The sequence below is a fragment of the Tepidibacillus infernus genome (genome assembly GCF_048898065.1).
GTDB lineage: Bacteria > Bacillota > Bacilli > Tepidibacillales > Tepidibacillaceae > Tepidibacillus_B > Tepidibacillus_B infernus.
The window spans coordinates 2,360,325-2,373,168 of the sequence record NZ_JBLWFI010000001.1; the positions used below are offsets into that span (position 1 = coordinate 2,360,325).

Consider the following 12,844-nt stretch of genomic DNA (forward strand, 5'->3'; position numbering starts at 1 on the left):
TTTAAATGGATCAGTTAAAGATAAAGACAACCTTTCATTGGTTGCCTTGATGGAGGTTATTCTTCTATACCTAGCATCTCCAGTATTCGGTTTAAATCGCTTTGATTAAAATATTCAATTTCTATCTTCCCTTTATTTTTCCCCGTTTTAATTTTTACTGCAGTTTTAAACCGATTACGCAATTGGTCCTCCAATTGTTTATAGATAGGATTAATTGTTTCCTTTTTTTTCGTTGTTTCACGTGAAACATTTTCTTTTAAAGATTTTATTTTTTCTTCAAGTGTTCGTACACTCCAGTTTTCAGTAATCACCTTATTACATAAAAATTTCTGTTGTTCTGGATGATCTAAGGAAATTAATGCCCTTGCATGTCCCATAGAAAGGTTACCATTACCAACCTGAGATTGTATTTCATCGGGTAGTTGAAGAAGTCTCATAAAATTTGCTACGTTCGGTCGGCTTTTTCCTACTTTTGCCGCTAATTCTTCTTGAGTTAAGTTGAACTGTTGCATGAGTTTTGCGTAAGCATTGGCAATTTCGATTGGGTTTAAATTTTCCCGTTGTAAGTTTTCAATTAAAGCAATCTCCATTACTTGCTGATCAGAAAATTCCTTAATTACCACTGGAATCTTCTCTAAATTTAAAGCTTTGGTTGCACGCCATCTTCTTTCACCAGCAACAATTTCGTACCCATTAAGTGATTTTCTCACAACGATCGGTTGAATCACACCATGCTCTTTAATAGAGTCCATCAGTTCAGATAATTGACCATCGTCAAAATTCTTTCTTGGTTGATAGGGATTTGGTCTGATTTTAGCTACTTCCAATTCAGAAATTTGATCTTTTTCATCAATATTAAGTGACGGAATTAAAGCGTCTAATCCTCTTCCAAGGCGTTTACTCATATTCAGCCACTTCCTTTGCTAAATCGATATAGACCTCAGCACCTTTTGATTTTGGATCATAGGTAACAATAGATTGACCATGACTTGGCGCCTCACTAAGCCGAACATTCCTAGGTATGATGGTTGAATATACCTTATCTTGGAAATATTTTTTAACTTCTTCAACCACTTGGATGCTTAGGTTTGTTCTTGCATCAAACATCGTCAAAAGAACCCCTTCGATCATTAAATCTGTATTTAGATGCTTTTGAACTAATCGAATTGTATTTAATAGCTGGCTTAATCCTTCTAATGCATAGTACTCACATTGGATCGGAATTAATACAGAATCAGCAGCTGTTAAGGAATTAACAGTTAAAATCCCTAATGAAGGTGGACAATCAATAATGACGTAATCATATTTATCCCTTACAATATGTAAAGCACGCTTTAACCTAACCTCTCTAGAAATGGTAGGAACTAATTCTATCTCTGCCCCGGCTAATTGAATCGTTGCAGGTATAAGTTCCAAACCCTCAATTTCTGTAGGATATATCGCATCTTTAGGAGAAATATCATTGATAAGGATATCGTAAATACAATACTCTACATCAGCTTTGTTAATACCTATTCCACTCGTAGTATTACCTTGGGGGTCAATATCCACTAACAAAACTTTCTTCCCTAATTTAGCCAAGCTTGCACTTAAATTAACCGAAGTAGTCGTTTTTCCTACTCCACCTTTTTGATTTGCGATGGCAATAATTTTCCCCATTTTACTTCACCTCACTTATAACGAAAACACATGTCATTCTTGCTGCCTTATTGGTGATATTACTTGGAACAAACATCATAAAGTGCATTTAATATTTTATCTTATTTATTTGTTTGTGAATAGGGATTTTGAAGATCTTTTTTAACATGAATAAGCGGCAAAAATACTTGCCGCCTAATAAATGTCAGTTGATTACTTTATTTTTTTGGAATTTTGATAATAAATTCATAATATTCATCATGATCTTTTTCATCTGTAATAATATCCATTCCTGTTTTTAAAACCATATCTACAGATTGTCTAATTGTATTCATAGCAATTCGCATATCTCTTGAAAAAGCAATTTTTTTAGTTTTTGGTTTGCTTTCACCCGTCAATTTTTCAATGATTTGTTTAATCCTTGTTTCGGTTTGTTTTACATTTAACTCTTTTTCTATGATCTCTTGTAGCAATTTTTCCTGAATAGATTGATCAGGCAATGATAATAAAGCTCTAGCATGCCTTTCGGTGATTTTTCTTCCCATTAGAGCATCTTGAACAGTCTGAGATAAATTTAATAATCTTATTTTATTTGCTATCGTAGATTGTCCTTTTCCTAATCTTTGAGCCAAACTCTCTTGTGTTAGTCCATGTAACTCCATCAATTTTTGATATGCTACTGCTTCCTCAATTGCAGTTAACCCTTCACGTTGGAGGTTTTCGATTAAAGCGATTGATGCAGATTGAGCATCATTAAAATCTTTAATAATTGCTGGAATTGTTTGAAGTTCTAGTCTCTTCACTGCTCGCCATCTTCTTTCACCAGCAATGATTTCATACATACCATCACGAGGACGCACAACAATGGGTTGGATGACTCCATGAATTTTAATGGTTTGGCTTAATTCCTCAATTCGATCTTCATCAAACAAGGACCTGGGTTGATAAGGATTGGGAACGATTTGATCCACAGGAATTTGCTTTACTTCATCATTTCCACGATCTTGCAATCCAAAAAGACGAGATAAATGGTCTTTCATTTGACCACACCACCTACTTTAACATTCAATCATATGTATTCTCTTTCTATTTTAAAATTCCTGCACGATTAAAAAAAAGAATTTGTTTCACGTGAAACATTTTCACTGTATTGGCTCACGATTAGGGGTTCCTGATTTTCTAGGGTATTTATTAGGAGTAGATTTCATTTTATTGATGATAATAATTGTCCTTTCACCAAAATGTTCAGGTAAATCAAAGGTATGTTCTTTAACAAAAACTCCGCCTAAGAGTTGTATTGCCTTTTGGGCTTCAGCAATTTCTTCATTTGCTCTAGCCCCTTTTAAGGCAATCATCGATCCCTTTAACTTAATAAAGGGTAAAGATAATTCTGCAAGTACATTAAGTTTTGCAACTGCTCTAGAGATTGCAATATCAAATGATTCCCTAAGATCTGATTTCCTTGCTATTTCCTCAGCTCTACCATGAATAAAATCAACATTTTTAAGGTTAAGGGTCTCAATAAGATGTTGTAAAAAAGTAATTCGTTTATTTAAAGAATCTAATAACGTTAATTTTAAATCAGGAAAACAAATTTTTAAAGGAATGCTTGGAAAACCTGCCCCAGCACCAATATCAATCATTCTTTGTTGAGAAAAAGGATAAAAGAAAGCAGGAGTAACTGAATCAAAAAAATGCTTAACGATTACTTCCTCTGGGTCAGTAATTGCTGTAAGATTCATTTTTTTGTTCCAATCTATTAATAAATCATAGTAGGTTGCAAATTGCTGTAATTGACTGTCTGTACAATCAATCTGATAGGGTTTCAATCTTTCCTTTAATTTTTCTATCATATCCATTTCCATCTTATTTCCCCTGTTCAATATAGACTAATAAAATCGAAATATCTGCAGGGCTAACACCAGATATTCTAGAGGCCTGGCCAATATTCATAGGTTGAATTTTATTTAACTTTTCTCTTGCTTCCATAGAAAGACCACTTATTTTATTATAATCTACCCATTCTGGTATTTTCTTTGCCTCAACCTTTTTCATTTTCTCTACAAGTAACAATTGTTTCTCTATATATCCTGAGTATTTGATTTGAATTTCAACCTGTTCCTTCATTTCAGCAGATAATTCCACAGGACTGGGTGAGAGTTTTTCGATGATTTCGTAAGTAATTTCAGGTCTTCTAAGCAATGTAGCCAATTCAACAGCATTGTTTAATTCAGAAGTTCCTACCTCTTTCATCATCACTTGAACCTCTTCTGAAGGTCTGATCTTTTCCGTTTTTAAGCGATTGATCTCTTGTTCAATTTTCTCTTTTTTATCAAGAAAACGTTGATATCGTTCCTCATCAATCAAACCAAGTTGATACCCTATTTCTCGAAGTCTTAGATCTGCGTTATCATGACGCAACAACAAACGGTATTCTGCCCTTGAAGTTAATAGTCGATAAGGTTCATTGGTACCCTTTGTAACCAAATCATCAATAAGCACCCCGATATAAGCTTGAGAACGATCCAATACGACTGGATCTTTTCCTAATACCCTGCATGCAGCATTGATACCAGCCATAAGACCCTGACCTGCAGCTTCTTCATACCCAGAGGTTCCATTTAATTGTCCAGCTGTAAATAAATTCTTAATCTTTTTCGTCTCTAAGGTTGGCCATAATTGAGTAGGTACGATTACATCATATTCAATTGCGTACCCAGCCCGCATGATCTCTGCGTTTTCTAAACCAGGAATCGTTCGTAGCATATCAATCTGAACTTCCTCTGGTAAACTCGTAGAAAGTCCTTGAACATACATCTCATTTGTATGTTCCCCTTCAGGTTCCAAGAAAATTTGGTGGCGTGGTTTATCATTAAAACGTACTACTTTGTCCTCAATAGAAGGACAATATCTTGGGCCGGTACCTTCAATGACTCCGGAAAACATCGGGGCCCGGTGTAGATTATTATTGATGATCGAATGAGTTAGAAAATTGGTATAGGTTAACCAACATGGAATTTGATCTAAACGATATTCAGTTGTATCAAAAGAAAAAGCTCTAGGCTCTTCATCTCCTGGTTGAATTTCCATTTTGGAAAAATCAATTGAATCTCGATCAACCCTTGGAGGAGTCCCAGTCTTAAATCTGACGAGTTCAAAACCTATTTCTCTTAAGTGTTCAGATAATTTAACAGATGGTTGTTGATTATTTGGACCACTTTCATAGATCAGATCACCTAAAATAATTCTACCCCTTAAATAAGTCCCTGTTGTTAATACAACGGTTTGACAATAATATTCTGCACCAGTTCGAGTGATTACCCCTTTTACCACTTGATCTTCAATGATAAGCTTTTCTACCATCGTTTGTTTTAAAGTTAAGTGAGGGGTCGTTTCTAACGTTTTTTTCATCTCTTTTTGGTATTCGAACTTATCTGCTTGAGCGCGCAATGCATGGACAGCAGGACCTTTTCCGGTATTTAGCATCCTCATCTGCAAATATGTTTTATCAATATTCCTTCCCATTTCACCACCCAAGGCATCGATTTCTCTAACAACATGTCCTTTTGCTGGCCCGCCAATAGATGGGTTACAAGGCATAAAAGCAATCGTATCTAAACTAATGGTCAGTAATAAAGTTTCTACTCCCATTCTGGCAGCTGCTAGTGCAGCTTCTACACCTGCATGTCCTGCACCTACTACAATGCAGCCAAATTCACCAGCTTTATATCCCATCTTCATTCCTCCAATGAATGTCATCTTTATTTTCCAACACAGAATTGCGAAAAGATTTGATCTATTAAATCTTCACTAACCGCTTCTCCAATAATTTCACCTAACAGATCCCAAGCATTTTTTACATCTATTGCTATCATATCAATTGGTAGCCAATCTTCAATAGAATGTATGGCATCTTCTATACTTTGTAAAGCCCTTTTTAATAATGAAATATGTCTTGCATTTGATACATAAGTTAAATCCTCTGTTTGAATTTGGCCTGCAAAAAATAGTTCACTTATCGTTTCTTCTAACTGATCAATACCTTGTTCTTTGATAACAGACATCAAAATCATTCTTGCATCTGGTATTTTCTGTTTTACTAAATCCAAATCTATCTTTTGTGGTAAATCTGTTTTATTGATAATCACAATCACATGAAGTCCTTGAACTAATTCCATCAATCGTAAATCATCTTCAGATAATTCTTGGTTAAAGTTTAGAACAAGTAGAACTAAATCTGCTTCTTCTAATGCCTTTCTTGATCTTTCCACACCGATTTTCTCTACAAGATCTTCTGTTTCTCTAATCCCTGCAGTGTCAACTAATTTAAGAGGAACTCCCTTAATATTAATGTACTCTTCAATGATATCTCTGGTTGTTCCAGCTATTTCAGTAACAATGGCCTTATTTTCATGAATCAATGTATTTAATAGTGAAGATTTACCTACATTAGGTCTACCAATAATAACAGTTGATAATCCTTCACGCAGTATTTTCCCTTGAGAAGCAGTATCCAATAAATAATTTATCTCTTTTTTCACCTCTTTTGTTTTTGAAAGCAATAATTCATGAGTAACAGATTCAACATCATGTTCAGGATAGTCTATTGTTACTTCAATATGAGCTAGTACCTCTAATAAAGTTTGCCGTAATTCCTTAATTTTTCTAGACAATTTACCTTCTACTTGTTTTAGAGCTAACTGCATAGCTTTATCTGTTTTTGATCGAATTAAATCAATCACTGCCTCTGCTTGAGATAAATCAATTCTTCCATTTAGAAATGCCCTTTTTGTTAATTCTCCTGGTTCAGCCAATCTTGCTCCTTCTTCTAAAATCGCATCTAAAACCCTTCGAACTGATACTAAACCACCATGACAATTTACTTCAACTACATCCTCTTTTGTGTATGTTCTTGGAGCCCTCATCACTGTTACCATCACTTCGTCTATCACTTGTCCACATTTATCAATCAGTTTCCCATAATGGATAGTGTGACTATCCACAGTGGATAACTTTTTTCTCCCTCTATATAAACGATCTACAATATCAATCGCTTCATTCCCACTTACACGAACAATTGCAATTCCACCTTCTCCTAACGCGGTAGATATTGCAGCTATTGTATCAAAATCCATCGATGACCACCTCAGTATCTATATCTTCTAAAAAAGTAGAATACCATATTTTGAATAAAAGAACAAAAACAAAAATATTTATCCACATGTTTATAACAAAATTATTATGTAGTATGCCCAATTAAATAAAATTTAATGTTATCCACATCTCTTCTTCCTCTTTTTAAGATAACCCACAAAAGTAACGTCTTCCTTCGAAGTGTATTCGATTACTTTTGTGAGGTCTCAATAAAATAGATTTTTTCGCAAAAAAAATCCCTGTTACTAACAAAAGTTAATAACAGGGATCAATTAAAACTATTTTCTAGTAATAACAACCTTACGATTTGGTTCCTCTCCTTGACTATAAGTTTGAACCTTTGGATGGTCTTGTAATTTAGTATGAATGATCTTCCTTTCAGAAGGTGTCATTGGTTCAAGAACAACTTCTTTGCCTGTTCTTATCACTTTTTCAGCTAATCTATTTGCTAGTTCTTCTAATGTTGCCTTTCTTCTTGAACGGTAATTTTCAGCGTCTAACACAATACGCAATCGATTATGATCTACCTTCCGATTAGCAACAATGTTAACCAAATATTGTAGGGAGTCTAATGTTTGTCCTCTTCTACCAATTAGTATTCCTAGATCTTTTCCTACAAAATTAAGGACAGTATAATCAGCCTGATTAAATTGTTCAATTTGGACTTTCAAATTCATTGATTTAAATACATCAAATAAAAACTTTTTCGCTTCCTCTAAAGGATCTACCTGTTCTGGAAACAATTCTACTTCTACTACCGCATTTTTTCCAATTAATCCAAATAGCTTTTTGCTTGGTTGTTCTAAAACTTTTACCTTAACCCTATCTTCTGTCGTACCTAGTTGTCTGAGGGCTGATTGAACTGCTTCTTCCACAGTTTTACCGGTAGCTATTACTTTTTCCATACTAATTGCCCCCTATTAAATTTTTACTTGGTGGTTCTATAGATCAATTTGGTCTGTGCAATGGAAAAAATATTACCAATTACCCAATATAGTGCTAATGCAGCTGGTAATGAAATTCCAATAAATAAGATCATGGCAGGCATCACAACGGCCATAATTTTCTGCTGTTGGGCAGCTTGTGGAGTTACGGCAACACTCGTTGACGTCATTTTAATTTGTAAATAAGTTGTAATCGCTGCAAGAATTGGAAAAATATAGTAAGGATCAGGTGTTCCAAGGGAAACCCATAAGAAATCATGCTCAGCAATAAAGGCATTCCTGCTAATCGCATGATAAAAGGCAATTAAAATCGGCATCTGAATAAATATAGGTAAGCAACCCGATAAAGGATTTACATTATGTTTTTGGAAGAGTTTCATTGTTTCTTCCTGTATTTTTTGGGCATTATCTTTATATTTTTCTCTAATCTTTGTGATTTCAGGTTGTAAATCCTGCATTTTCTTAGTACTTCTAATTTGAGTAATCATTAGAGGAAGCACCAAAAAACGAATTAAAATGGTTGTTACAATGATAGCTAAACCATAGTTATTAAATAATATCTTAGCAAAAAAATCTATGGTAATAGATAATGGATAGACAAAATATTTATCCCAAATTCCGTTAGCAGGATCTATTTGGGTACCCGGTTTAGCAGAACAACCAGTACTAAATATAGCTATTACAACCAATAATAAAATGATATATGTGCGTTTCCGCAAGATAACTCCTCCTCTAATTATTTTCCTTTTTAGGTACCGGATCATATCCACCTGGATGTAAAGGATGGCATTTTGCAATTCTTTTTGCAGATAACCAACTACCCTTAAGTGCTCCGTGTATCTCAATTGCTTCTAATGCATAGTGAGAGCATGTCGGGGCAAAACGACAAGTAGGCGGTTTCATTGGTGAAATAAATTTTCGATAGAAACGAATGAGAATCAAAAGTAACTTTTTCACCTGTTAAACCCTCCTAACTGAGATACATCAATGATATAAATAAATGATTTAATCATTTGTTTCAATGATTTTCATTTTTTTAAATAAATGTTTAAGACTTCTCTCAAAATGGGGAAGATCCATCTGAGCCGCTGGAATCCTTGCAATAATAATATAATCCTTTTTCTTTTTTATTTCATATTTTAACAAAAGGGAACGAATGGCTTCTTTTATTAAACGTTTAACCCGATTCCTGATCACGGCATTACCAACCTTTTTACTCACCGAGATACCAAAACGATAAGGTTCAGCCTTGGGTTGATCCATCATGTATAATACCAATTCACGATTAGAAACAGATCTTCCATATGTATATACTTTTTTAAAATCTTCTCTTTTTTTTAAGCGTAGCTCTTTTTGCAAAATAAAGAAACCCCCATACAAATAGATGAATACGTTCACAAAACAAGATATAACTAAGTGAAAGTATGGGTAATTATTCCTCATAATAAACCTATTCTAACACATTCTGAATCTTAAATTAAACTAATCTTTCGATAAAGTAACGTAAACATATTTTCTTTCAATTGAAAAAAGGCCACTAATCTGTGGCCTATTATGCAGATAATACTTTTCTTCCTTTTCTACGACGTGCAGCTAAAACCTTACGGCCATTTTTAGTGCTCATTCTTTTACGGAACCCATGTACTTTACTTCTTTTACGAACATTTGGTTGAAATGTTGGTTTCATCTATAACACCTCCCCTTGAGGATCAAAATTCATGAAAGACATTCTTAAATAGTTTATCAACTATAAAAGAGATTTGTCAAGAATAGGATTTTTATTTCTTCATGTCGATAAGTAAAATTATCCACATGTTCTTATTCGACATTTTTCACACAGCTTATCCACAAAATATTGTGTTGTGAATAACCGCTATCCACTAATTATTGTGATTGTGGATAAGTTGGATAAGACCATTGATTATCTAGGTTTTATCTGATATTATTGTGTTAATATATCTAGTGGATATTTACCTTTGATAAAATACATATTCACAATCTGTGGATAAAATTGTGGACAGTTATCCATGGTTGTGGATTTTTTATTCACATCTTGTGATTATTTTTTACTTATATCGCAAATTTTTGTGCTCTTACGACATTATTTTTATCCACATTTATTCATAATACTCTGTGGAAAAAAGAAATACAGAGGAGGGACATCGTGGAGCAATTAAGTAGTTTATGGCAGAAGGCCTTATCTATAATTGAAACAAAATTAAGTAAACCTAGCTTTGAAACTTGGCTAAAATCAACACAAATCTCTTCTTTAATCAATAATGATCTCACAATTATTGCTCCAAATGAGTTTGCTAGGGACTGGTTGGAGTCTAGGTACTCTGGTCTGATCCAAGATACCTTGTTTGAAGTAATCGGTGAAAAACTAAATATTAAGTTTATTATTCCACCATCTGCATCTGATATTCATCTAGATCAAGTATCTCCGACACCTAAAGAAGTAAAACCTTCAAATTTTGATGAAGAGGATGCCCATACAAAATCCTTATTAAACCCAAAATATACATTTGATACCTTTGTGATTGGGGCTGGAAACCGCTTTGCCCATGCAGCATCACTCGCAGTTGCTGAAGCTCCTGCTAAAGCATATAATCCTTTATTTATATATGGCGGAGTAGGATTAGGGAAAACTCATTTAATGCATGCAATTGGGCACTATGTTGTTCAGCATAATGAAAAAGCTAAAGTGTTATATATTTCATCAGAAAAATTTACAAATGAATTTATTAACTCGATACGTGATAATAAAACCATTGAATTTCGCAACAAGTATCGAAATATTGATATTTTACTTATTGACGATATTCAATTTCTAGCTGGAAAAGAATCAACACAAGAAGAATTTTTCCATACTTTTAATGCTTTGCATGAAGCAAGTAAACAAATTATTATTTCTAGCGATCGAACTCCAAAAGAAATCCCTACTTTAGAAGATCGTCTTCGTTCTAGATTTGAATGGGGTTTAATTACTGATATTCAGCCACCGGATTTAGAAACAAGGATTGCAATTCTTAGAAAAAAAGCAAAGGCAGAGAATTTAGATATTCCTAATGAAGTCATGATCTATATTGCTAATCAGATCAATACAAATATCCGTGAGTTAGAAGGAGCTTTGATTCGTGTTGTTGCATACTCATCCTTGATCAACAAAGATATGAGTGTTGACTTAGCTTCTGAGGCATTAAAGGACATTATTCCTTCCACTAAGCCTAAAGTCATTACAATTCATGACATTCAAAAAAATACAGCTGAGCATTTTAGTCTGAAATTAGAAGATTTAAAGGCAAAAAAACGAACAAAAGCTGTAGCTTTTCCTAGACAAATAGCAATGTACTTGACTAGAGAACTCACAGACTATTCTCTACCCAAAATAGGAGAAGAATTTGGAGGTAGAGATCATTCTACTGTGATTCATGCTTATGAAAAAGTATCTACACAATTAAAAACAGATCCAGACTTAGAAAAAACGATAACCAATTTAATTGAAAAAATTAAAAACCATAACTAATTAGTTTATGTTATGCTGTGAATAAATATGACAGATTTATTTACAGCTTATCCACATGTTGATTTCTTTAATTTCGTTAGCCTTATTTCAATTATTCACATATTCACAAGTATTATTACTATAACTACTATTTTTTATAAATTAATAAATATATGTATAATGAAGGCCATATATTCCAATGATGGAGGGTAATCATGCATTTTTTTGTTCATAAAAATCAGTTGGTTAATGCACTTCAGCATGTTCAAAAAGCTGTTTCATCAAAGACAACAATTCCAATTTTGACAGGAATCAAATTTGATATTGGAACAAAGGGTTTAATCATTACTGGTAGTGATTCTGATATTTCTATTCAAGTTCTTATTCCTCTAGTGGAAAATGGAGAAGAATGGGTACAATTGATTATACCAGGCAAAATTGTAGTCCCAGCAAAATATATTTTGGAGATTGTTAAAAAGTTACCAGGAGAAATGATTGAATTTGAAGTGATTGATCATTTTACAATAATAATTAAATCAGGTTCTTCTGAATTTCGACTTAATGGTTTTGATGCTGATGAATATCCAAACTTACCACAAATCATCGACGAAGAAGAACATGTATTTACGATTCCTAGCGATCTTTTAAAAATGATGATTCGCCAAACTCAATTTGCTGTTTCAACCATAGAAAGTCGACCCATTTTAACAGGTGTGTTATGGAATCTAGAAAACCAGGTTTTAAAATTTACTGCAACTGATTCCCATCGTTTAGCTGTTAGAGAAGCCACGGTTGAAAGCTTAACAAACCTATCTTTTCAAAATGTAGTGATTCCAGGTAGATCTCTAAGTGAATTAAGTAAAATTCTTGATGATACTCAGACACCTGTTGAAATCATCGTCAATGAAAATCAAATTTTAATCAAAATGAATCATGTTTTATTTTTATCAAGATTATTGGATGGTACTTATCCTGATACTTCTAGAATTATTCCAGATAAATATAAAACAAAGATTATTATTCAAACGAAAAAATTATTAGAATCAATTGAAAGAGCTTCTTTATTAGCTAGAGATGGTAAAAATAATATCGTTAAGTTTACAAATATAGAGAATCTTTTAATCGAAGTTTCTTCTAATTCACCTGAGGTTGGAAATGTTACTGATCAATTACAAATAAAAAATATAGAAGGTGAGCCAGTCAAAATTTCCTTTAATGCAAAATATATGCTAGATGCTTTAAGAGCGATTGACAGTGAAGAAGTTCAAATTGAATTTACAGGCGCATTAAGTCCATTCGTGATTAAGCCAATTGAACATCATCGAATTTTACAACTCATTTTGCCAGTAAGAACTTATTAAAGGAGAAAGTTGTGATGAATGAGGTATTGATTGATACCGAATATATAACTTTAGGACAGTTTCTTAAAATGGTCGATGTGATTCAATCAGGTGGCCATGCAAAAATATTTTTAATGGAACATCAAGTTAAGGTAAACGGAGAAAAAGAAACAAGACGAGGTCGGAAATTACATCCTGATGATATAATTTCCATTGAACAAATTGGTAAATTTCAGATCAAATATTCATCTTAAGGGAGAAGA

Annotated in this window: 14 protein-coding genes; 3 read left to right on the forward strand and 11 right to left on the reverse strand. The window is 33.4% G+C overall.

The window, feature by feature from the left end; genetic code table 11:
* Nucleotides 1-56: 56 nt before the first annotated feature.
* From TEPIDINF_RS11810 to rpmH, 11 genes are all read right to left on the reverse strand, one after another.
* Nucleotides 57-905 carry a ParB/RepB/Spo0J family partition protein gene (locus tag TEPIDINF_RS11810; protein ID WP_421692063.1) on the reverse strand — a complete coding sequence of 283 codons (849 nt, stop codon included), beginning with the start codon at nt 903-905 and terminating at the stop codon, nt 57-59.
* The gene (locus tag TEPIDINF_RS11815) at nt 898-1,659 is read right to left on the reverse strand and encodes a ParA family protein (RefSeq protein ID WP_068726938.1); all 762 of its coding nucleotides are present in this window, start codon (nt 1,657-1,659) and stop codon (nt 898-900) included. The genes TEPIDINF_RS11810 and TEPIDINF_RS11815 overlap by 8 nt, the downstream gene beginning before the upstream one ends.
* Nucleotides 1,660-1,856: 197 nt before the next feature.
* Nucleotides 1,857-2,678, reverse strand: a complete 822-nt coding sequence (gene noc, locus TEPIDINF_RS11820; protein WP_421692064.1) for a nucleoid occlusion protein — start codon at nt 2,676-2,678, stop codon at nt 1,857-1,859.
* A gap of 102 nt (nt 2,679-2,780) precedes the next feature.
* Complete coding sequence (gene rsmG / locus TEPIDINF_RS11825; RefSeq protein ID WP_421692169.1) at nt 2,781-3,497, reverse strand: 16S rRNA (guanine(527)-N(7))-methyltransferase RsmG; 717 nt, start codon at nt 3,495-3,497, stop codon at nt 2,781-2,783.
* Between the two features lie 7 nt (nt 3,498-3,504).
* On the reverse strand, nt 3,505-5,373 hold the full coding sequence (gene mnmG, locus TEPIDINF_RS11830; protein ID WP_421692065.1) for a tRNA uridine-5-carboxymethylaminomethyl(34) synthesis enzyme MnmG: 1,869 nt from the start codon (nt 5,371-5,373) through the stop codon (nt 3,505-3,507).
* A gap of 26 nt (nt 5,374-5,399) precedes the next feature.
* Nucleotides 5,400-6,773 carry a tRNA uridine-5-carboxymethylaminomethyl(34) synthesis GTPase MnmE gene (gene mnmE, locus TEPIDINF_RS11835; RefSeq protein ID WP_068726942.1) on the reverse strand — a complete coding sequence of 458 codons (1,374 nt, stop codon included), beginning with the start codon at nt 6,771-6,773 and terminating at the stop codon, nt 5,400-5,402.
* A 297-nt stretch (nt 6,774-7,070) separates the two neighbouring features.
* Complete coding sequence (jag, locus tag TEPIDINF_RS11840) at nt 7,071-7,697, reverse strand: RNA-binding cell elongation regulator Jag/EloR (protein WP_068726944.1); 627 nt, start codon at nt 7,695-7,697, stop codon at nt 7,071-7,073.
* Between the two features lie 23 nt (nt 7,698-7,720).
* Entirely contained in the window at nt 7,721-8,455 is a 735-nt protein-coding gene (yidC, locus tag TEPIDINF_RS11845) for a membrane protein insertase YidC (RefSeq protein WP_068726947.1), read from the reverse strand.
* Between the two features lie 13 nt (nt 8,456-8,468).
* Nucleotides 8,469-8,693: a membrane protein insertion efficiency factor YidD gene (gene yidD / locus TEPIDINF_RS11850; protein WP_068726949.1), complete on the reverse strand. Its 225-nt coding sequence runs from the start codon at nt 8,691-8,693 to the stop codon at nt 8,469-8,471.
* 48 nt (nt 8,694-8,741) lie between these two features.
* On the reverse strand, nt 8,742-9,095 hold the full coding sequence (gene rnpA, locus TEPIDINF_RS11855; protein WP_068726952.1) for a ribonuclease P protein component: 354 nt from the start codon (nt 9,093-9,095) through the stop codon (nt 8,742-8,744).
* Nucleotides 9,096-9,288: 193 nt separating this feature from the next.
* Nucleotides 9,289-9,423 carry a 50S ribosomal protein L34 gene (gene rpmH, locus TEPIDINF_RS11860; RefSeq protein WP_068726955.1) on the reverse strand — a complete coding sequence of 45 codons (135 nt, stop codon included), beginning with the start codon at nt 9,421-9,423 and terminating at the stop codon, nt 9,289-9,291.
* Nucleotides 9,424-9,900: 477 nt separating this feature from the next.
* On the opposite strand from rpmH, the gene dnaA reads away from it, so the two are divergent.
* The 3 genes from dnaA to yaaA all read left to right on the forward strand — a co-directional run bounded on the left by dnaA (nt 9,901) and on the right by yaaA (nt 12,835).
* Nucleotides 9,901-11,262, forward strand: coding sequence for a chromosomal replication initiator protein DnaA (gene dnaA / locus TEPIDINF_RS11865; protein ID WP_421692066.1), 1,362 nt, complete (start codon nt 9,901-9,903; stop codon nt 11,260-11,262).
* Between the two features lie 194 nt (nt 11,263-11,456).
* Nucleotides 11,457-12,602 carry a DNA polymerase III subunit beta gene (dnaN, locus tag TEPIDINF_RS11870; protein ID WP_421692067.1) on the forward strand — a complete coding sequence of 382 codons (1,146 nt, stop codon included), beginning with the start codon at nt 11,457-11,459 and terminating at the stop codon, nt 12,600-12,602.
* A gap of 14 nt (nt 12,603-12,616) precedes the next feature.
* On the forward strand, nt 12,617-12,835 hold the full coding sequence (yaaA, locus tag TEPIDINF_RS11875) for a S4 domain-containing protein YaaA (RefSeq protein ID WP_068726957.1): 219 nt from the start codon (nt 12,617-12,619) through the stop codon (nt 12,833-12,835).
* Nucleotides 12,836-12,844 lie beyond the last annotated feature (9 nt).

Coding starts and splice junctions, on each gene's coding strand:
- TEPIDINF_RS11810 (WP_421692063.1), bottom strand. CDS start 905: ATGAGTAAACGCCTTGGAAGAGGATTAGACGCTTTAATTCCGTCACTT.
- TEPIDINF_RS11815 (WP_068726938.1), bottom strand. CDS start 1,659: ATGGGGAAAATTATTGCCATCGCAAATCAAAAAGGTGGAGTAGGAAAA.
- noc (WP_421692064.1), bottom strand. CDS start 2,678: ATGAAAGACCATTTATCTCGTCTTTTTGGATTGCAAGATCGTGGAAAT.
- rsmG (WP_421692169.1), bottom strand. CDS start 3,497: ATGGATATGATAGAAAAATTAAAGGAAAGATTGAAACCCTATCAGATT.
- mnmG (WP_421692065.1), bottom strand. CDS start 5,373: ATGGGATATAAAGCTGGTGAATTTGGCTGCATTGTAGTAGGTGCAGGA.
- mnmE (WP_068726942.1), bottom strand. CDS start 6,773: ATGGATTTTGATACAATAGCTGCAATATCTACCGCGTTAGGAGAAGGT.
- jag (WP_068726944.1), bottom strand. CDS start 7,697: ATGGAAAAAGTAATAGCTACCGGTAAAACTGTGGAAGAAGCAGTTCAA.
- rpmH (WP_068726955.1), bottom strand. CDS start 9,423: ATGAAACCAACATTTCAACCAAATGTTCGTAAAAGAAGTAAAGTACAT.
- dnaN (WP_421692067.1), top strand. CDS start 11,457: ATGCATTTTTTTGTTCATAAAAATCAGTTGGTTAATGCACTTCAGCAT.
- yaaA (WP_068726957.1), top strand. CDS start 12,617: ATGAATGAGGTATTGATTGATACCGAATATATAACTTTAGGACAGTTT.